This window comes from Saccharopolyspora gloriosae, assembly GCF_022828475.1.
In the GTDB taxonomy this organism is placed as follows: domain Bacteria; phylum Actinomycetota; class Actinomycetes; order Mycobacteriales; family Pseudonocardiaceae; genus Saccharopolyspora_C; species Saccharopolyspora_C gloriosae_A.
This window is the reverse complement of record NZ_CP059557.1, coordinates 5,249,378-5,267,754: the sequence shown is the minus strand read 5'-3', so window position 1 is coordinate 5,267,754 and position 18,377 is coordinate 5,249,378. Positions and strand designations below refer to the sequence as shown.

Here is an 18,377-nt window from a genome sequence, read left to right as displayed (position 1 = left end):
TCCTCACCGCAGCAGCCGGCTCAGTTCCACGCGGGACCGCAGGCCGAGCTTCGTGAAGATGTTGCGCAGGTGGTGGTCGACCGTGCGGGGACTCAGGAACAGCCGGTCGGCGATCTCCCGGTTCGTTGCTCCCTCGGTCACCAGCCGCGAGATGTGCGCCTGCTGCGGGGTGAGGTCGTCTAGGGACTTGGCCGCCGGTTCTTCGGCGACCTTCTCACCGGTCGCGCGCAGTTCGGCGCCTGCCCGGTCGGTCCAGGTGTCCGCCCGGTAGTGCCGGAAGATCTTGACGGCGTCGTGCAAGTGTTCGCGGGCGGCGCTCGGTTTGCGGCCGCGCCGCAGCCAGGTCCCGTAGAACAGTTCGGTCTTGGCCAGTTCCAGCGCGGTCTCGCTGACGCGGTGCAGCCTGATCGCTTCCCGGAAGTGCTCATCGGCCGCGCCGTCCCGCTCGTTGAGCAAGGCGTGGCAACGGTGCGAGAGGGCGAGCCTGCTGGGGCTCCCGGTGGCGTGCGCCCAGCGGTCGAAGCCGCGCAGCGCCCGCACCGCTCGGCGCTGTTCGCCGCAGCGCACCGCCGCCTCCACCAGGTGCGGCGCGGCGAGCGCGCGGATGGCCGGGTTGACGCGGGACGAGCCGGGAGCCATGAAGCGGAAGCGGTCGAGCGCATCTGCGGGCCGTCCGCTGACGAGGTCGACGCAGGCCGAGGCCCAGGAGCTCAGCGCACCCGGTCGGCCGAGTCCGCGGCTGGTGACGGCTTCGGACGCCGCGTTGAGCCGCCGTTCGGCCGTGTCCCGATCACCTTGCAGGGCCGCGAGCAGGGCGAGGATCGTGAGGTGGTCGGTGGCGTGGTTGAGCTGTCCGACGGCGTCGGCGATCCGCAAGGCCGCCAGCGAATCGGCCTCGGCGGCGTGGTGGCTGTCCTGCGACAGCGCGGCGAGCGTGCCGTAGATCGACGCCCACGGCACCAAGAACGGCGTCCTGCCGCCCGGGCTGCCGGTGCTCGCCCGCACGGCGAGTTCCCGGGCGCGTTCGAAGTCGCCGAGGGTGTAGGCGGCCTGCGCGGCGCAGATCGTCGGCATCGCGTCGGGCACCGATTCCGCCAGGTCCACGACTTCGCGCAGCAGCGGAACCGCCTGCTCGTGCCGTCCCGCGTAGGTGGCCGCCATGGCGATCACGTGGTCGAGCAGCAGCCGCGTCGGCGGCGGATCGTCGGGTCGCCGGAGGGTTTCGGCGCGGCGGGCGATGGCGGAGAACTCCGGGAAGTCCCCGGCCAGGCAACTCGCCTCACCGGCGAGCATCAGCGCCATCGCCGCGAGCGGCCGGTTGTGCTCCGCGTGCAGCGCTCCGGCGGCGTTCAGCAAGGTGGCGCGGGCTTCTGCGGGCACCCCGTTGTGCAGTTCCAGGCCGCCCTGCATCAGGTCGGTGACCGCTCGTAATCCGGCGGAGTCGCTCAACGGCCAAGCCCGCCGCAACAAGCAGCGGGCTTGGCCGGGCCTGCCGTCCAGCCAGGCATCGGCTCCCGCGCTGACCAGCCGCAATGCTCGCACTTCCCGCTGTGGGGAGAGCTCGGCCGCCAGCCGGTAGGCGAGGAACGCGCCGTGGTGGTCGCCGTCCAACCTGGCTCGGGCGGCGGCACCGTCGAGCACGTCGGCATCGTGCGGGGCGCCGGTGACAGTGGCGCGGTGCCAGGCCCAGCGCAACGGGTGCACATCCGGGTCGAGCACCTCGTTCAGGAGTTCGTGCGCCCGTTGCCGATCCGCCGGAGTGGACTCCGCTCGCAGCGTGGCGCGCATCAGTTCGTTCGGCGGGCGCACGGTGCGGCCGTCGACGACGACCATCCCGGCTGCGGTCGCCGCCCGCCACGAAGGCCCGTCGATGCCGAGTCGGGTGCTGGCGCGCAGCACCGTGTCGAGATCCGAGCGCAGGTCTTCGGCCACCAGCTGCACGAGGACCCTGGCCGCTGGCGGCAGTGCGGTGAGCGCGCGGCGCACGGTGGTCCGGTAGGTGCTGTCCGGGGCAGTGCCTCCGGTGGGGGTTCGGTGCCGCAGAGCTGTCCCGGTGTCAACGCGTCGACGAGGTCGACGAGCGCGCGCGGCACGCCGGAGGCGAGTGCGACGAGTTCTCCCGCGAGGTCGGGAGGCAGCTGTTCGGGTGTGCGGTCCCGGAGGACGTGCCGGGCGGCCGTGTCGTCCAAGGGGCGCACGACGAGCGTCGGCAGACCGGCCAGCACCAGCGCCGCGTCGCTGCCGGGGGCGCAGGTGAACAGCATCAGCAGCGGTAGGTCGGTGAGCCTGCGGGCCAGGTGTCCGAGCGCTGCCAACGAGCTGCGGTCGAGGGTGTGAGCTCCGTCCACCCAGCACAATGTCGGCACGTCGCCGGTGGTCAGCGCGCGGCGGAGTTCGTGGCCGTCGGCGGCGGCTTCGTCGTTGGCGGGGCGGTCGAGCAGGCGGTCCAGGGCGGCGCCCGGTAGTTCCGCCTCGACTTCGACGCCTGCCACCCCGCGGGTGCGGAAGTCGGCCGCGAACGCGCGGGTCGCGGCCACCATCGTGGACGCGCCGAGGCCGGTCCCGGCGAGCAGGACCAGCGCCGCGCCGCGTCCCGCACGGCACCCGTCGACCAGGTCCCGCAGCTCGGCGAGTTCCTGATCTCGACCGTGGAGCACCACCCCGGAGCGTTTCCCGTCGGGCAACGGCATTCCGCCAGTGTGGCGTGGATCTCGGTCGCCGGGAAGCCCGGCTCGTTCCCGTCATTCGCCGGTCGGCTGTGAACCGGCGATTTCGCCGATGTGCTCGAAGGGGCGCGCGACGACACTTCCTCATGTTCTTGGTTCGCTCAACGAGGAGGTTCCATGCGCAGGTTCTCTGCGGTTCTGCTCGGCTTCGTCGCGGTCCTGGCCTTCGCCCCCGCCGGTGTCGCGAATGCCGAGGGCAAGACGCCGGTGGTGTTCGTGCACGGATACAGCGGCAGCACTTCGAACTGGCTCACGGCGATGGCGGCGTTCCGGGACGCCGGCTATTCCGACGACGAGCTGCACTCCTACGAGTACGACTGGACGCAGTCCAACGAGCTCAGCGCGGCCGGACTCGATGATTTCGTCGAGGACGTGCGGGCGAGCACCGGTTCCGATCAGGTCGACATCGTGAACCACTCGATGGGCGGGCTGGTCAGCAGGTGGTACCTGAAGGAATTGGGCGGTACCGAGCAGGTCGCGCACTGGGCGTCGCTGGCCGGGGCGAATCACGGGACCACCGCCGCCGGTGCCTGCACCGCGTTCGCCTCGTGCCGGGAGATGCTGCCCGGTTCGTCGTTCGAACAGCAGCTCAACAGCGGCGTGGAAGCGCCCGGCGAGACGTCCTACGCCACTTGGTACTCGCCGTGCGACGGCGTGATCCTGCCGTACGAGAGCACGGCCGTGGACGGTGCGCAGAACACCGTCGTGCCGTGCGAGACGCACATCGGGTTCCTCGGGAACACCGACGTGCTCGGCGAGGTCGCGGATTACTTCGCCTGATCGGGATCGCCCGCGGTGGGTTCGCCGCGTGGTGGATCTTTTCGGGGAGGTGGCGTCGGCCGCCTCCCCGGCTTCGCGTTCGGCGGATGCGTGTGCCCGGTACCGGTCGGTTCCCTATCCGCTGTTCGGGTGTGGCGGCCGAAGGCTTCGGGAGGTGCGCCGACCGCCGAGCGGGGTGTACCGCTCGAGTTATTCCGGTTCTGAGTGGTATCGGATTCTGCGCGGGGGTTCCCGCGCTTTTGCGGATTATTCTGCGTCGCTTGTTCCCGTCAACGGTGCTCACGGTCCTGGCATCTTCGGCGGCGCACTGAAGCGCCCGAATGGGGAACTTTTCCTTGCGGCGTCACACGTGTTCCTGCACGTGCAAATGCACCTTCTTGAGGAATTGTCCGAGGGGTTGCCTCCGGTCGGCTGTGAGAATGTGCACGCCTCGGCGACCAGGGGAGCGTCGGTCCGGTGGAAGCGCATCGCCTGCGACGAAAACGGTCGACTGTGCTGCGAAATCCTAATCGGCGAGCTCTCGAAGCCTCTCTGGAAAGTCCAATTCGGACGATTGTCGGGGATGGGTCTCGGTCTTGAAAATCCGAGGAACAGCCCATTCGGAGGTCTGCCTGCCGCTATCGTGACGGTAACCTTCTCGCACCGCGAACGGTGCGCGCACGACCGGCGTCCGGGCGGGTCCGAATAGGAGTGCATGGTGTCCGAGGACTTTGAATTACTCGTCGATCGGCAGGCGCTTTACGGCGCCGGACCGTTGTGGATGTCGACGCTGAATTGCCTGTACTGGGTGGACGTGCTGCGCAGGGAACTGCACACGTACCACCGCGATTCCGAGGCGGATGAGGTTCATGTCCTACCTGGAGTCGTCACGGCGCTCGGCGCGACCCGCAACGGACAGCTCATAGCCGCTGCCGACAGAGGATTCTCCCGGCTGTTCCCAGGGCGTGCCGCCCTCGAACCCATCACGGGCGTGCAGGCGGGCGACCGGATGAGCGTGGGTGCCTGCGACCCGGCGGGCAGATTCGTCGCCGGCACCCTCACCCATAGCCGGGAGGCGAAGCGCAGCGCACTGTACGTGCTGGACGGCACGCGGGCGCGGGTGCTCGTGGACGGTCTGACGCTCTCCGGCGGCATCGGCTGGAGCCCGGACGGCGGGACCATGTACGTGATCGACACGGTGCCGCGGGTGATCTGGGCCTTCGACTACGACGTGACCAACGGTCGTGCCGGGCGCGGCCGCCGGTGGATCGTGTGCGCCGAGTCCGAAGGTCACCCCGACGGCCTGGCGATGGACAACGAGGGCGGCGTGTGGGTGGCGATGCGCGGCAGCGGCCGGATCCACCGCTACAGCCCGGCGGGTGACCTGGAGACGGTGCTGTGGGCGCCGACGCGGCGCGTCACCGGGCTGGTGTTCGGCGGGCGCCGACTCGACGAGATGTACGTGACCTCGGCGTGCTCCGGGTACGACGAGCGCGCCTTGGTCGCCGATCCGTACGCGGGTGCGCTGTTCCGCTTCCGGCCCGGCTCCACCGGTAGCCCGCTGGCGCCGTGGAACGGCACTTGAGCTTCACCGTCCGGCCGGAATCCCGGCGGACTCGGCGCAACTGAGAAAGCGGGCCGGCCGGGAGCAACTCCCGACCGGCCCGCTTCGTCTGCGCTGAGCGCCTCGATCACACGTCGAAGTACAGGGCGAACTCGTGCGGGTGCGGCCGCAGCCGGACCGGGTCGATCTCGTTCTCGCGCTTGAGCTGGATCCAGGTCTCGATCAGGTCCGGGGTGAACACGCCGCCTTCGAGCAGGTAGTCGTGGTCCTCCTCGAGCCGGTCGATGACCTTCTCCAGGCTGTCCGGCACCTGCGGGACGTTCTTGGCCTCTTCGGGCGGCAGCTCGTAGAGGTCCTTGTCGATCGGCTCCGGCGGCTCGATCTTGTTCTTGATGCCGTCGAGGCCGGCCATCATCATCGCCGCGAACGCCAGGTACGGGTTGCCCGACGGGTCGGGACAGCGGAACTCGACGCGCTTGGCCTTCGGGTTGCTGCCGGTGATCGGGATGCGCATGCACGCGGAGCGGTTGCGCTGCGAGTACACCAGGTTCACCGGCGCCTCGTAGCCCGGCACCAGCCGGTGGTACGAGTTGATCGTCGGGTTGGTGAAGGCCAGCAGGCTCGGGGCGTGGTGCAGGATGCCGCCGATGTAGTGCCGCGCCATGTCCGAGAGCCCGCCGTAGCCGGACTCGTCGTAGAACAGCGGCGAGCCGTCCTTCCACAGCGACATGTGGCTGTGCATGCCGGAACCGTTGTCGCCGAACAGCGGCTTGGGCATGAACGTCGCGGTGCGGCCGTCCTCCCAGGCGGTGTTCTTCACGATGTACTTGAACAGCTGCAGGTCGTCCGCGGCGTGCAGCATCGTGTTGAACTTGTAGTTGATCTCGGCCTGACCGGCGGTGCCGACCTCGTGGTGCGCCCGCTCGACGGTGAAACCGGAGTCGGTGAGCTGGGTGGCGATCTTGTCGCGCAGGTCCGCGAAGTGGTCGTACGGCGAGACGGGGAAGTACCCGCCCTTCATCCGGGTCTTGTAACCCCGGTTGCCGCCCTCTTCGTCGCGCTCGGTGTTCCACCAGCCCTCGACGGAGTCGACCTCGGCGAAGCTGCGGTTCGGGCCTTCGCCGAAGCGCACCGAGTCGAAGATGTAGAACTCGGCCTCGGCGCCGAAGAACACGGTGTCGGCGATGCCGGACTCGGCCAGGTACTGCTCGGCCTTGCGCGCGATGTTGCGCGGGTCCCGGCTGTAGGGCTCCAGCGTGAACGGGTCGTGCACGAAGAAGTTCAGGATCAGCGTCTTCTGAACACGGTACGGGTCTACGCGCGCGGTGTACGGGTCCGGCAGCAGCAGCATGTCCGACTCGTGGATCGACTGGAACCCGCGGACCGAGGAGCCGTCGAAGGCCAGCCCTTCGGTGAAGGTGTCCTGGTCGAATGCCGAGGCGGGCACCGTGAAGTGCTGCATGACACCCGGCAGGTCGCAGAACCGGACATCGACGTACTTCACGTCCTCATCGGAGATGAAGCGCAGGACCTCGTCTGGATTCTTGAACACCCTCGATGGCTCCTTCACGCACTGATTGACTGCTCACCGGCGCGCATGCTTCGAGCTCACCGGCTCGTCGCCAACGTTATGTCACGGGTGTTGCTCGGTCGTCACCTTGATGTTTCGCCGACGTTAACGACCGCCTGAACGGGTGAGGTCGGTTACGCAGGGCAGATCAGCACGCGCGGCGGCGCCGGTCGGTTTCGCTCCGACGTGCGGTCGTAGGCTGGGGGAGTGGGCGAGAAGACGGGATCCCGATCCGAGATGAGCAGCCAGAACAGCGCGGGCGACGACTCCGGTGAAGCCGCTGAACAGGGTATCGGTGGTCTCTTCGGCCACGGCCCTCGGCCGCGGTGGCGCGGCGAGTGGCTCGGACTGCCGGAGAGCGGGCAGGGCGCGGTCGCTACGGGCGGTCGCCGGCTGCTCGGGTTCCTCGCGGACATCGTGCTGGCCGCGCTGGTCGCGGGACTGTTCACGGTCCCGGAACCGCCCGGCAACTGGAGCCTGCTCGCCTGGTTCGTGATCACCGTGGTGCCGGTGGCCTTCTTCGGGTTCACGCCCGGCATGCTGCTCACCGGAATCTGGGTCGCCCGGGTGGACGGGTCCGCGGCGGTGGGTGCGTGGCGGGCCGTCGTCCGCTGCGCGCTGACGGGCGTACTGGTGCCCGCGATCATCCGCAACGCCGACGGCCGCTCCTGGCTGGACCGGCTCACCGGGACCGTAGTGGTCCGGCGCTGAACCGGACGCGGCCGTGTCGGGCTGACCCGAACGGCCGGGGCGAAAAAGAACGCGGATCCGGCCGGGACGCACCCGGCGGATCCGCGTCGAAGTCGGTACGGCTCAGCGGCGACGCATGGCGCGCTGCACGTTGCGCATCTTGGCGCCCTGCGGCATCGGCCCCTTCGGCATCGCGTTGCCCCGGCTGGCCAGCGCGGACAGCCGGTTCTCGAGCGAGTCGACCTGGCCCGCGTTGATGTTGCGCGGCAGCTTCATCATGTGGGTCTGGAGCTTGCTCAGCGGCACCTGGCCCTCTTCGCCGCCGATCATGATCTCGTAGATCGGCGTCTCTCCGACGAGCCGCGCCACCCGCTTCTTCTCCTGCGACATCAGCGACTTCACCCGGCTCGGGGCGCCCTCGCCGACGAGCACGATGCCGGGGCGGCCGATCACCCGGTGCACCGCGTCGAGCTGCTGGGTGCCCGCCACGGCCTGGGAGAGCTTCCAGTTGCCGCGCATGTTCTCCAGCGCCCAGCCTGCCGCGCCGGGCTGGCCGTCGGCCTTGCGGTACACCGTCGCCTGCACCCGGCGGCCGAACAGGATCACCGCGCCGAGCACGCCGAGGGCGATGCCCACCGGCAGGAACGCCCAGTGCATGTTCCAGATCATGCCGATGAAGAAGACCGCGACGGCCACGACCAGGATGATGCCGATCATCAGCGGCAGCAGCAGCTTGTCCTCGCGGCGCTGCATCTGGAACGCCTGCCAGATCTGCCCGATGCGGCCGCGGAAGGCCGCGCGCCGTTGCTTCTTCGCCGCCTTCTTGGCTGCCTTGTCCTGGTTGGCCATGCCCTTCAGGATACGGCGGGGTCTCAAGTCCTCCCCAGGCACGGTGCACCTGGACTGCGGAAAGGAGACCGCCCGCCGCGCGAGGTGCGCGACGGGCGGTGAATTCCCTGCTCAGCGAGCTACTGGCGGGCGAGCAGGCTGCTCGCCTCCTGCGCGGCTGGCTGGGCCTGCGCGAGGTGGGAGAGGTTCTCCGGCAGCGGCATGCCGCGATGCTGGGTGGCCTTGGCGTAGAGCCGCCCGGCGCGGTAGCTGGAACGGACCAGCGGGCCGGCCATCACACCGGGGAAGCCGATCTCCTCGGCGGCCTTCGTGTGCTCGACGAACTCCTCCGGCTTCACCCAGCGGTCCACCGGGTGGTGGCGCGGGCTGGGCCGCAGGTACTGGGTGATCGTGATGATGTCGCAACCCGCGTCGTGCAGGTCCTGCAGCGCGGGGCGCACCTCTTCGGGGGTCTCGCCCATGCCGAGGATGAGGTTGGACTTGGTGACGAGCCCGGCCGCGCGTGCCTCGGTGAGGACCTTCAGCGAACGGTCGTAGCGGAACGCGGGACGCATCCGCTTGAACACGCTCGGCACGGTCTCCAGGTTGTGCGCGAGCACCTCCGGGCGGGAGCTGAAGACCTCGGCGAGCTGGTCGGGTTCGGCGTTGAAGTCCGGGATGAGCAGCTCGACGCCGGTGCCCGGGTTCAGATCGTGGATCTGGCGCACCGTCTCCGCGTACAGCCAGGCGCCGCCGTCTGCGAGGTCGTCCCGCGCCACACCGGTCACCGTGGAGTAGCGCAGGCCCATCGCCTGCACGGACTCGGCGACCTTGCGGGGCTCGGTGGTGTCGAGCTCGGCTGGTTTGCCGGTGTCGATCTGGCAGAAGTCGCAGCGGCGGGTGCACTGGTCACCGCCGATGAGGAAGGTCGCCTCCCGGTCCTCCCAGCATTCGAAGATGTTGGGGCAGCCCGCCTCCTCGCAGACGGTGTTGAGTCCCTCCCGGCGGACCAAGCCCTTGAGCTCTTGGTACTCGGGTCCCATCCGGGCTCGGGTCTTGATCCACGATGGCTTCTTTTCGATGGGTGTCTGGCTGTTGCGCACTTCCAGACGCAACAACTTCCGCCCCTCTGGCGCCGCAGTCACGCGTTCAGGCTACGCCCCGACCGGTTCATCCCGAAACCGCGACGGGGGCGCAGTGGTGATCCGTGCGCCACACCCGGGAGGTCAGGCGGGATCGGCGGTGACGCCGGTGAGCTCCTCGGTCAGCGTCCACAGCCGGCGCGCGGTGTCGGCATCGGTCGCGGCCGAGCTGGATTTGGCGCGGGTGGGGTAGCCGCGGATCTCGGCGAACCCGTTGGGGCCGTAGTAACTGCCGCTGGTCGCGCCCGGCGCGGTCGCCGCGTAGAGCTGGGGCAGCGCTCCCTGCTCGGCGGACTGGGTGATCAGGCCGTTGATCCCGCGGGCCACCTTGGTCAGCGGTCCCGGTAGCGAGCGGGCGTTGAGCGAGTTCATCGCGAGTTCGGTGCTGCTCATCCCCGGGTGCGCGGCGATGCTGCGCAGGTCCAGTCCCTCCCGCTGCGCGCGGCGGTCGAGTTCGAAGCAGAACAGCAGGTTCGCCACCTTCGACTGCGAGTAGGCGCGAGCGGGGGAGTAGCGGCGGCGGTGGAAGTTCAGGTCGTCGAGGTCGAGCGAGCCGCCGCGGTGGGCGATGCTGGAGAGCGTCACGACCCGCGTGTCGGGGCGGGTGCGCAGCGCGGGCATCAGCAGCCAGGTCAGCGCCGCGTGGCCCAGGTGGTTGGTGCCGATCTGCAGCTCGAAACCGTCCTGGGTGGTGCTGAGCGGGGGCGCCATCACCCCGGCGTTGTTCATCAGCACGTCCAGCTGATCACCGGTGCGTTCCCGCACCTGCTCGGCGGCCTTGCGCACCGAGGCCAGGTCGGCGAGGTCGAGCTCGACGAGTTCCGGTTCGACGGTCGCGTCGGCGGCGACCTGGTCGCGTGCCGCGCGGCCCCGTTCGGGATTTCGGCAGGCCATCAGCACGCGTGCGCCACGGGACGCCAGCACCTGCGAGCTGTGCAGGCCGAGGCCGGAGTTCGCGCCGGTGATGAGCACCGTGCGGCCGTGCTGGTCGGGGATGTCGGAGGTCGTCCATTGCGCCATGTCTTCACCCTTACCTGCGCCGCGGGACGGGGAAAAGGCGTAACGCAGCACAATCGGATCACCGGCCGCGCGAGTGCCGATTTCGAGTGCCGCATTCGGTCGGTGACGCCGCGATGCGTACCGACCGAGGGCCGCTGCGATGGGTGGTCTTGCTGTTGCCGCCCGTGGTGGACGTGGTGCTCAGCGGGTGGGGATGAGCCTGCGCAGCTGGGACAGCGGACTGCGGCGGCGCGCGGTGGCCTGGGGCGCTGAGGTGCGCAGCAGGTTCATGAACGCGTGGCCGACGCGGTCGATTTCTTCGATCGGCTCGTGCGGTTCCGCGAGTCCGGCGGCGAGCGCGAGCGTCCGCCGTTCTTGGCGCAGGAGTCCGGCGATCGCCGGTTCGTCGGCGTGCGAGTCGAGGATTCGGCGCAGCACGGGGTTGTCCGAGGTGGTGCGTCGCCAGGCGTTGCTCACGGCCTCGACCCGGTCGCCGCGCGGGTCGGCGTCGGCGTCCTCGATGCCGATGTCGACGCGGCCGGTGAGGCTGCGGTTCCACTTGTGGTGCAGCGCGCGCAGCAGTTCGTCGCGGTCGGCGAAGACGGTGGCGGCAGCGGGCACCAACGCGGGATCCAGTGGTGCCGCCGGGTCTTCTCCGGCGTGGTCGAGGACGGCCCGGATGGCGTTTTTCCGCTGGTAGAAGTCGTTCCAGGTCATGGTTCCTCCAGACTGGACGGTGGCGTACCCCGGGTGTGCGGCATACCGGGAGTATGTGCGTTCGAAGGTACCACCGGGGGCATACCGGAGGTATGTTTTATGATTGTGAGTATGGCTACAGCGCGGCCCCGGCGAGTGGAGAACACCGAGAGCACCCGGCAGGCGCTGGTGGATTCGGCGGTGGTCCTGTTCACGAAGAAGGGCTACGCCGGAACCTCGCTCGACGAGATCGCCAAGCGCGCCCGAGTCACCAAGGGCGCCCTCTACCACCACTTCAACGGCAAGCAGACGTTGTTCGAGGCCGCCTTCGAAGAGGTCGAAACCCAGGTGGTGCGGCGGCTGTCGGCGGAACTGTTCGGCTCGGGCAACATCTGGGAGACCGTCCGCGCCGGGCTCGGCGAGTTCCTCAAGGTGTGCCTGGAACCCTCCTACCAGCGGATCGTCGTGCACGAGGCGCCCGCGGTGATGGGCTGGGAACGCTGGCGGGAGGCGGAGGAACGCTTCACCTTCGGCGTGATCCGGGAAGCGTTGCGCGCGCTGGTCGAGGCGGGCGAGTTCGTGCCGCTGCCCGTCGAGGCGCTCGCGCACGTCGTGTTCGGCGCCCTGTCCGCCGGTGCCACCACCATCGCGGGATCCGCGCAGCAGAAGAAGACCAGCGCCGAGGTCGGCGAGGTCGTCGACGCCGTGATGCAGGGCCTGCGAGCGGTCTGAGCGTGCCCGGTGGGCGGCGATTAGCCTCGGATTCGTGACCGAGTCATTCAAACTCCGCATTTTCACCGAACCCCAGCAAGGGGCCACCTACGACGACCTGCTGCGCGTGGCCAAGGCCACCGAGGCGGCGGGCTACGACGCGTTCTTCCGCTCCGACCACTACCTCAAGATGGGCTCGGTGTCCGGTGAACCCGGACCCACCGACGCCTGGGTGACGCTGGGCGGGCTGGCGCGCGAGACCTCACGAGTGCGGCTGGGCACGCTGATGACCGCGGGCACCTTCCGCTACCCGGGACCGCTGGCGATCGCCGCGGCGCAGGTCGACCAGATGTCCGGCGGGCGGCTCGAGTTCGGCCTGGGCAGCGGGTGGTACGAGGAGGAGCATGCGGCCTACGGCATCCCGTTCCCGGCGTTGAAGGAGCGGTTCGACCGCTACGCCGAACAGCTGGAGATCATCACCGGACTGTGGGCGACCCCGGCCGGGGAGACCTTCAGCTTCGACGGGCGGTACTACCGGCTCACCGACTCGCCCGCGCTGCCGAAGCCCGCGCAGAGCCCGCGCCCACCGGTGCTCATCGGCGGTGGCGGCAAGAAGCGCACGCCGGAGCTGGCGGCGCGTTTCGCCGACGAGTTCAACCTGCCGTTCACCGACCTCGACACCGCCGCCGCGCAGTACGAGCGGGTCGCGGCGGCCTGCTCCGCGATCGGCCGGGACTCCGGTGAGATCGTCCGTTCCGCGGCGCTGGTGCTGTGCGTCGGCAAGGACGACGCGGAGATCGCGCGGCGGGCGGCCGCCGTCGGCCGGGACGTCGACGAGCTGCGCGCCAACGGGCTGGCCGGAACGCCCGCCGAGGCCGTGGACAAGATCGGCACGTGGCGGGAGCGCACCGGCATCACCCGGCTGTACCTGCAGGTGCTGGACCTGGCGGACCTCGACCACATCGATCTGGTCGCCGCCGAGGTCGCGCCGCAGCTGAGCTGACGCGCGAGCCGGTCGTCAGGGCCGGAGCTGTCCGGCGATGTCGGACGCGGCGGTGAGCAGGACGAGCGCGGGCACGGTGGCCTGCGGGCGCAGCCGGTAGGAACCGCGCTTGTCCTGCTCGACCAGGCCGCAGCCGGTGAGGCTCTTGAGGTGGTGGTAGAGCTGCCCGGTCGAACCGAGCTCCGCGGCCGCCTGCAACTCCGCCGTGGTCGCCGGACCCGATTCGGCGAGCCTGCGCACCATCGCCGCCCGCAGCGGGTGGCCCAGCGCGGCGAGCACGTCGGTGCGCGGCGCGTCCGGCAGGTCCAGCACCTGGGCCGGGTCGACGTGGATGTCCCACTCCAGCGCGACGGGTTCGCCGAGCCGGCCCTGGTAGGCCACGGATCCGCCGCTGGATCGCCGCGCGGGAGCGGCGGGTCGGCCTTCGAGCGCGGCGACCCGCTGTTCGAGCGCGTCCAACCGGGAGTGCACGTCGTCGGAGCTCACCGGTCGAGCTTGCCTTATCCGCGCAGCGCCGAGATCAGCCGGTCCCGCCACGCCGCGTCCTGCACCGCCTTCAGCAGCGGCAGCGACGGGTCGCCCTTCTGCAGCTGCGCCGCGGAGATCCCGCCGTGCGCGAGCAGCGCCCCGGCGGCGATGCGGCCGTCGGCGAAGCGCACCGACATTCCGGCGGTGAGCACGCCGGGCAGGCTGCCGCCCTTGTAGCCGAAGCCCAGCATGCCCTCGGGCAGGTTGCCCGCGGCTTGGCGCTCCAGGATTCCGCGCGCGATGTCCCCGGCCCGGCCGGACGGGTAGCGGCCTTCGGCGATGCTGCGGTGCAGCGCGGCGAGCTGCTCCGGGGTGCTGGCGGCGGTGCCCGAAGCCCAGGTCAGCTGCTGTTCGTAGGGCGGCAGCGGCTGGGTGAGCAGCCGGTCGCGCACCTGGTCGCGCAGGGCCTTGTCGTCGCGGTGGCGGCGTTCCAGCTCGAATCCGATGGCCAGCCGTCGCGACAGCGGAGTGCCTGGCGCCGGGGCCTCGTCCGGGAGCACCAGGAACAGGTATTCCGCGCACAGGGAGCGCACGTCCGCGTCCGGCCAGCCGCCCGCTCGCGCGGCGCGCAGCACGTAGTCGGTGCCGAGCCGGTCGCGCAGGAAGTCGGGCACCGCGCTGTCGCTGTGGGCGATCATCATCGTCGCCATCCGCTCCAGCGCGACCCGTCGTTCGGGGTCGGCGGCGTAGAGACCGGTGGCGTCGGCAGGGATGCCGAGTTCGGCGAGCGCGTTGGCGTGTGCGCCGCCGTCGGTGGGCACGTAGAAGCGTTCCCAGTCGCCCACCCGGATCTGCTCGTTCGGGTCGAGCTCGCCGTAGGCGACGGCGGTGGCGTACGCGGCGAGGTGCGTCGCCTTCACCGCCGAGGCCAGCGGCTGGGCCGTGTTCGCGCGGTGCGCGATCCGCAGGCCGGTGGTGTCGGTCAGGGTGAGCGCGAGGTGGTCGCGGTTGCCGGTGATCCAGGTGAGCCAGCCGTCGGGCGTGCTCAGGTCGGGTTCCGCGGCTCGCGGAGCGGCGATCGAGCGTGCCTGCGCCGGCGAGCAGGCGGTCAGCAACGGCATGGCGGCGACGGCGGCGGTGCAGCCGGTGAGCAGGGTGCGGCGGGACAGCGACATGAGTTTACTCCTCTAGTAATCCGTAATTACGGAATACTAGAGGAGTGGGGTTCGGTTGTCAGCGAAGGGTCGGATCCAACGCCAGCGTCACACCCGGAGCCTCCGGCTCGGTCCGCGCGATGTCGGATTCCGTCACCGGCAACGTCCCGTCCACGGCGTCCAGCACGTCCTGGCGAACCCAAGGCAGCACCTCGTCGATCGGCACGTCCCGGCCCAGCTCCGCCGACAACGACGTGACACCCGCGTCCCGGATGCCGCACGGGACGATCCGATCGAACTCCCCCATGTCCGGGGTGCAGTTGAGCTCCAAACCGTGCATCGTCACGCCGCGCTGCACCCGAATCCCGATCGCGGCGATCTTGCGCTCCGGGCGGCCGTCCTCCGCGGCCAGCCACACCCCGCTGCGACCCTCTACGCGGCCGGTCGTCAAACCGAACCGCGCACAGGTCCGGATCAGGCCCTGTTCAAGACGGCGCACGTAATCGACCACGTCGATCGGATCCGCCAGACCCAAGATCGGATAGCCCACGATCTGCCCCGGGCCGTGCCAAGTGATCTTGCCGCCGCGGTCCACGTCGATCACCGGCGTGCCGTCCTGCGGGCGGTCCTCCGGCTGGGTGCGCTTCCCCGCCGTGTACACCGACGGGTGCTCCAACAGCAGCAGCGTGTCCGGGCCGGAATCCTCCGCGCGGCTCGTGGCCAGTTCCCGCTGCAGGTCCCAGGCGTCCAGGTAGTCGATTCTTCCCAGCTCACGCACCTCGACCGGATCAGACGAGGCACGACATGACATCTCCGCACGACTCACTCGGTCAGGGTACGCCTTGGTGGTTTCACGGCTCTTTTTGCTTGGGTGGTCGGGTGGCGGAACCTCAGCTGTCTTCTCGCTGCGGGATCTTTTTCCCAAGTGGCTCCGCCACGAGGGAAAAAGCTGTCCTCGCGAGAAGACAGCTGAGAACCCGCCGGTGAGCGGCTTTTCGACGTGGGCTATGCGCTTCGCGCATCCAGGCACGGCTTCGCCGCGATGCGCGGCCTTCGGCCGGAGGGCACGGCTTCGCCTAGAGGTACGGCCTTCGGCCGAAAAGGACGGCCTTCGGTCGCGAGACAGGGCTTTGCTGCGAGGCAGGTTCGGTTCGCAGTGCTTTGCGGGCTTTGGGTGCCTGCTGTGCGCGGGGGCGGCGGGCGGGGTCAGCCTGTGATGGCGGTGAGGGCCGTGTCCAGGGTGGGGTGGGCGAAGGGGTAGCCGTGTTCGTCGAGTTGTTGGGGGATGGCTCGTTGGCCGGTGAGGAGGGCTTCGTCGGCTGCTTGGCCCAGTGCTGTTCGCAGGACGAACTCCGGGGCCTTCCAGGGGGCGGGGCGGCCCAGCGCCGCGCCGAGTTCGCGGGTGAACTCGGCGTTCGTGACGGGGGACGGGGCGGTCAGGTTCACCGGGCCGGACACCTCGTCGCGTTCCACCAGGAACCGGAGGGCACCCACCGCGTCGTCCAGCGAGATCCACGGCATGTACTGCGATCCGTCGCCGAGCTTCGCGCCCAGCAGCAGCGAGAACAGTGGTTTGAGCTTGCCGATGAGGCCGCCCGCCGGGGCGATCACCAGGCCGGTGCGCGACACCACCACCCGCGCGCCCGCACCCTGCGCCGGGCTCGTCGCCGCCTCCCACTGGCGGCACAGATCCGCGAGGAAACCCGAACCCGGCGGCGTCGACTCGGTCACCGGCAGCTCACCGGTGTCGCCGTAGTAGCCGACGGCCGAACCGTTGATCAGCGTCGGCACGCCGTGCCGGGCCACCGCCTCGGACAGCAGCGCGGTCGGCCGCACCCGCGAGGACACCAGCAGCTCCTTGCGCTCGGTGCTCCAGCGGCGATCCAGCAGGCCCGCGCCGCACAGGTTCACCACCGCGTCCGCGCCGGCCAGCGCCTCCTCGTCGAGCAGATCCTCGGCCGGATCCCAGCCGTGCTCGTCGGGGGCCTCCGGTCGCCGTCGCACCAGCCGCCGCACCTCGTGCTCACCCTGCCGCAACGCCGCCACGAGACTCGTGCCGATCAACCCGGACGAACCGGCGATAACCACGCGCATGCCCCGATCGTCCCGCAATGATCTTCCGCGCGCGACAATTTCGCCGAGGTGAACCGACCCCGGACAGCACGGAGGGCCGCTCACCAGCAGGTGAGCGGCCCTCCGCGGAAATGTCACATCCGGGGCGTCACAGGCCCAAGTCGGCCTCGAACGCGCCGTCTTCCAGCCGCTGCTTGAGCGTGCTGAGGAACCGGGCGGCGTCCGCGCCGTCGACCAGCCGGTGGTCGTAGGACAGCGCCAGGTACACCATCGAACGGATCGCGATGGTGTCGCCGCCGTTGTCGTCGGAGACCACCACGGGACGCTTCACGACGGTGCCCGTGCCCAGCATGCCCACCTGCGGCGGGTTCAGGATCGGGGTGTCGAACAGCGCGCCGCGGCTGCCGGTGTTGGTGATCGTGAACGTGCCCCCGGACAGCTCGTCCGGCTTGAGCTTGTTGTTCCGGGTGCGCTCGGCCACGTCGGAGATCTTGCGGGCCAGCCCGCCGAGGTTCAGGTCCCCGGCGTCGTGGATCACCGGCGAGACCAGGCCGCGCGGCGTGTCCACCGCGACCGACAGGTGCTCGGCCGCGTGGTAGGTGATCTCCTTGGTCTCCTCGTTGACCGAGGCGTTCACCTTCGGGTGCAGCTTGAGCGCCTCCGTGGCGGCCTTCGCGAAGAAGGGCAGGAAGGACAGCTTCACGCCCTCCGCGGCCTCGAAGGAGTTCTTCGCCTGCTGGCGCAGCTTGGCGATGCGGGTCACGTCGACCTCGATCACCGTGGTCAGCTGCGCCGCGGTCTGCAACGACTCGACCATGCGGCGAGCCAGCAGTTGACGCAGGCGGGACATCTTCTGCGTGGTGCCGCGCAGCGCGTCCGCCTCGTCCGACTGCTCGGCTCGCGGGGCCGGAGCGCTGGACTTCGCCGCCGCCGGTGCCGCCGGAGCGGCCGTCTGCGACTTCGCGGCGTCCACCGCGGCCTGCACGTCCTGCTTGCGGATGCGGCCGCCGACGCCGCTGCCCTGAATCGTGGACAGGTCGATGCCGTGCTGGTTGGCCAGCTTGCGCACCAGCGGCGTCACGTACGGCGTGCTCCCGGAAGGAGCCGACGACTGCTGCGCCGGGGCTTCCTGAGCCGGGGCCGCGGGCTGAGCCGGAGCGGCCGGCTGAGCCGGGGCCGCGGGCTGAGCCGGGGCCGCGGGCTGAGCGGGCTGTGCCTGAGCAGCCGGTTCCGGCTCCGGTTCGGGAGCCGGAGCGGCCGGTTCCGGTTCGGGCTCGGACTGCGCCGGGGCCGCCGCAGCGGCACCCTGCTCGCCGACGACGGCCAGCTTGCCGCCGACCTCCACCGTGTCGTCCTCTGCCGCGGCGATCTCCAGCAGCGTGCCCGCCACCGGCGAGGGGATTTCGGTGTCGACCTTGTCGGTGGAGACCTCCAGCAGGGGTTCGTCGACCTCGACGGTGTCGCCGACCTGCTTGAGCCACCGGGTGATCGTGCCCTCGCTGACGCTCTCGCCCAGCGCGGGCATCGGCACCTCGGTGCCCTGCGCCGAACCACCGGAAGCGGGCGCGGCCGGAGCAGCGGGCTGCTCGGCGGCCGGAGCCTCCTGGGCCGGAGCCGCCGGAGCGGACTCCTGCGCCGGAGCGGGCTCCGCGGCGGGCGCTTCCTGCGCCGGTGCGGCGGCTCCGTCATCGGCGCTGTCACCGATGACGGCGAGCTCGCCGCCGATCTCCACCGTGTCGTCCTCCTCGGCGACGATGCGCTGGAGCACACCGGCGGCCGGGGACGGGATCTCGGTGTCGACCTTGTCGGTGGAGACCTCCAGCAGGGGTTCGTCGACCTCGACGGTGTCGCCGGCCTGCTTGAGCCACCGGGTGATCGTGCCCTCGCTGACGCTTTCGCCTAGCGCGGGCATCTGGACGGAGAAGGACATCGGTCGCTGACTCCTCGTGCGGTGTGGCGGGGTGCTGTGCTGGTGCGGGATGCGAACCGAGACG

The 18,377-nt window shown here is 70.2% G+C and carries 17 protein-coding genes; 5 read left to right on the top strand and 12 right to left on the bottom strand.

The window, feature by feature from the left end; genetic code table 11:
• Nucleotides 1-3: 3 nt before the first annotated feature.
• Complete coding sequence (locus tag H2Q94_RS22985; protein WP_243795873.1) at nucleotides 4-639, bottom strand: helix-turn-helix transcriptional regulator; 636 nt, start codon at nucleotides 637-639, stop codon at nucleotides 4-6.
• A 1,148-nt stretch (nucleotides 640-1,787) separates the two neighbouring features.
• Nucleotides 1,788-2,690, bottom strand: coding sequence for an ATP-binding protein (locus H2Q94_RS22980; protein WP_243789257.1), 903 nt, complete (start codon nucleotides 2,688-2,690; stop codon nucleotides 1,788-1,790).
• Nucleotides 2,691-2,843: 153 nt separating this feature from the next.
• Here H2Q94_RS22980 and H2Q94_RS22975 point away from each other — a divergent pair, with 153 nt between their 5' ends.
• Together H2Q94_RS22975 and H2Q94_RS22970 are read left to right on the top strand one after the other, a co-directional pair.
• Nucleotides 2,844-3,506: an esterase/lipase family protein gene (locus H2Q94_RS22975; RefSeq protein ID WP_243789256.1), complete on the top strand. Its 663-nt coding sequence runs from the start codon at nucleotides 2,844-2,846 to the stop codon at nucleotides 3,504-3,506.
• 694 nt (nucleotides 3,507-4,200) lie between these two features.
• Nucleotides 4,201-5,070 (top strand): SMP-30/gluconolactonase/LRE family protein, encoded by an 870-nt coding sequence (locus H2Q94_RS22970; protein ID WP_243789255.1) that lies wholly within the window; start codon nucleotides 4,201-4,203, stop codon nucleotides 5,068-5,070.
• Nucleotides 5,071-5,176: 106 nt separating this feature from the next.
• Here H2Q94_RS22970 and glnA read toward each other — a convergent pair whose 3' ends face one another.
• Nucleotides 5,177-6,601 (bottom strand): type I glutamate--ammonia ligase, encoded by a 1,425-nt coding sequence (gene glnA, locus H2Q94_RS22965; protein ID WP_243789254.1) that lies wholly within the window; start codon nucleotides 6,599-6,601, stop codon nucleotides 5,177-5,179.
• 225 nt (nucleotides 6,602-6,826) lie between these two features.
• On the opposite strand from glnA, the gene H2Q94_RS22960 reads away from it, so the two are divergent.
• Nucleotides 6,827-7,330, top strand: coding sequence for an RDD family protein (locus tag H2Q94_RS22960; RefSeq protein WP_243789253.1), 504 nt, complete (start codon nucleotides 6,827-6,829; stop codon nucleotides 7,328-7,330).
• Nucleotides 7,331-7,432: 102 nt separating this feature from the next.
• On the opposite strand, the gene H2Q94_RS22955 is transcribed toward H2Q94_RS22960, so the two are convergent.
• The 4 genes from H2Q94_RS22955 to H2Q94_RS22940 all read right to left on the bottom strand — a co-directional run bounded on the left by H2Q94_RS22955 (nucleotide 7,433) and on the right by H2Q94_RS22940 (nucleotide 10,995).
• Nucleotides 7,433-8,158, bottom strand: coding sequence for a DUF4191 domain-containing protein (locus H2Q94_RS22955; protein ID WP_243789252.1), 726 nt, complete (start codon nucleotides 8,156-8,158; stop codon nucleotides 7,433-7,435).
• Nucleotides 8,159-8,277: 119 nt separating this feature from the next.
• A complete protein-coding gene (gene lipA, locus H2Q94_RS22950; protein ID WP_243789251.1) occupies nucleotides 8,278-9,282 on the bottom strand; it encodes a lipoyl synthase in 1,005 nt (334 codons plus the stop codon).
• Nucleotides 9,283-9,363: 81 nt separating this feature from the next.
• Complete coding sequence (locus H2Q94_RS22945) at nucleotides 9,364-10,299, bottom strand: oxidoreductase (protein ID WP_243789250.1); 936 nt, start codon at nucleotides 10,297-10,299, stop codon at nucleotides 9,364-9,366.
• Nucleotides 10,300-10,479: 180 nt separating this feature from the next.
• A complete protein-coding gene (locus H2Q94_RS22940) occupies nucleotides 10,480-10,995 on the bottom strand; it encodes a hypothetical protein (protein WP_243789249.1) in 516 nt (171 codons plus the stop codon).
• Nucleotides 10,996-11,106: 111 nt separating this feature from the next.
• Here H2Q94_RS22940 and H2Q94_RS22935 point away from each other — a divergent pair, with 111 nt between their 5' ends.
• Together H2Q94_RS22935 and H2Q94_RS22930 are read left to right on the top strand one after the other, a co-directional pair.
• A complete protein-coding gene (locus tag H2Q94_RS22935; RefSeq protein ID WP_243789248.1) occupies nucleotides 11,107-11,706 on the top strand; it encodes a TetR/AcrR family transcriptional regulator in 600 nt (199 codons plus the stop codon).
• A 34-nt stretch (nucleotides 11,707-11,740) separates the two neighbouring features.
• Entirely contained in the window at nucleotides 11,741-12,688 is a 948-nt protein-coding gene (locus tag H2Q94_RS22930; RefSeq protein WP_243789247.1) for an LLM class F420-dependent oxidoreductase, read from the top strand.
• A 15-nt stretch (nucleotides 12,689-12,703) separates the two neighbouring features.
• On the opposite strand, the gene H2Q94_RS22925 is transcribed toward H2Q94_RS22930, so the two are convergent.
• From H2Q94_RS22925 to sucB, 5 genes are all read right to left on the bottom strand, one after another.
• Entirely contained in the window at nucleotides 12,704-13,174 is a 471-nt protein-coding gene (locus H2Q94_RS22925; protein ID WP_243789246.1) for an ArsR/SmtB family transcription factor, read from the bottom strand.
• Between the two features lie 14 nt (nucleotides 13,175-13,188).
• Nucleotides 13,189-14,331: a serine hydrolase gene (locus H2Q94_RS22920; protein WP_243789245.1), complete on the bottom strand. Its 1,143-nt coding sequence runs from the start codon at nucleotides 14,329-14,331 to the stop codon at nucleotides 13,189-13,191.
• Between the two features lie 58 nt (nucleotides 14,332-14,389).
• A complete protein-coding gene (gene lipB / locus H2Q94_RS22915; RefSeq protein WP_397545492.1) occupies nucleotides 14,390-15,121 on the bottom strand; it encodes a lipoyl(octanoyl) transferase LipB in 732 nt (243 codons plus the stop codon).
• A 395-nt stretch (nucleotides 15,122-15,516) separates the two neighbouring features.
• The gene (locus tag H2Q94_RS22910; protein WP_243789243.1) at nucleotides 15,517-16,404 is read right to left on the bottom strand and encodes a TIGR01777 family oxidoreductase; all 888 of its coding nucleotides are present in this window, start codon (nucleotides 16,402-16,404) and stop codon (nucleotides 15,517-15,519) included.
• A gap of 127 nt (nucleotides 16,405-16,531) precedes the next feature.
• A complete protein-coding gene (sucB, locus tag H2Q94_RS22905) occupies nucleotides 16,532-18,313 on the bottom strand; it encodes a 2-oxoglutarate dehydrogenase, E2 component, dihydrolipoamide succinyltransferase (protein ID WP_243789242.1) in 1,782 nt (593 codons plus the stop codon).
• Between the last annotated feature and the right edge of the window lie 64 nt (nucleotides 18,314-18,377).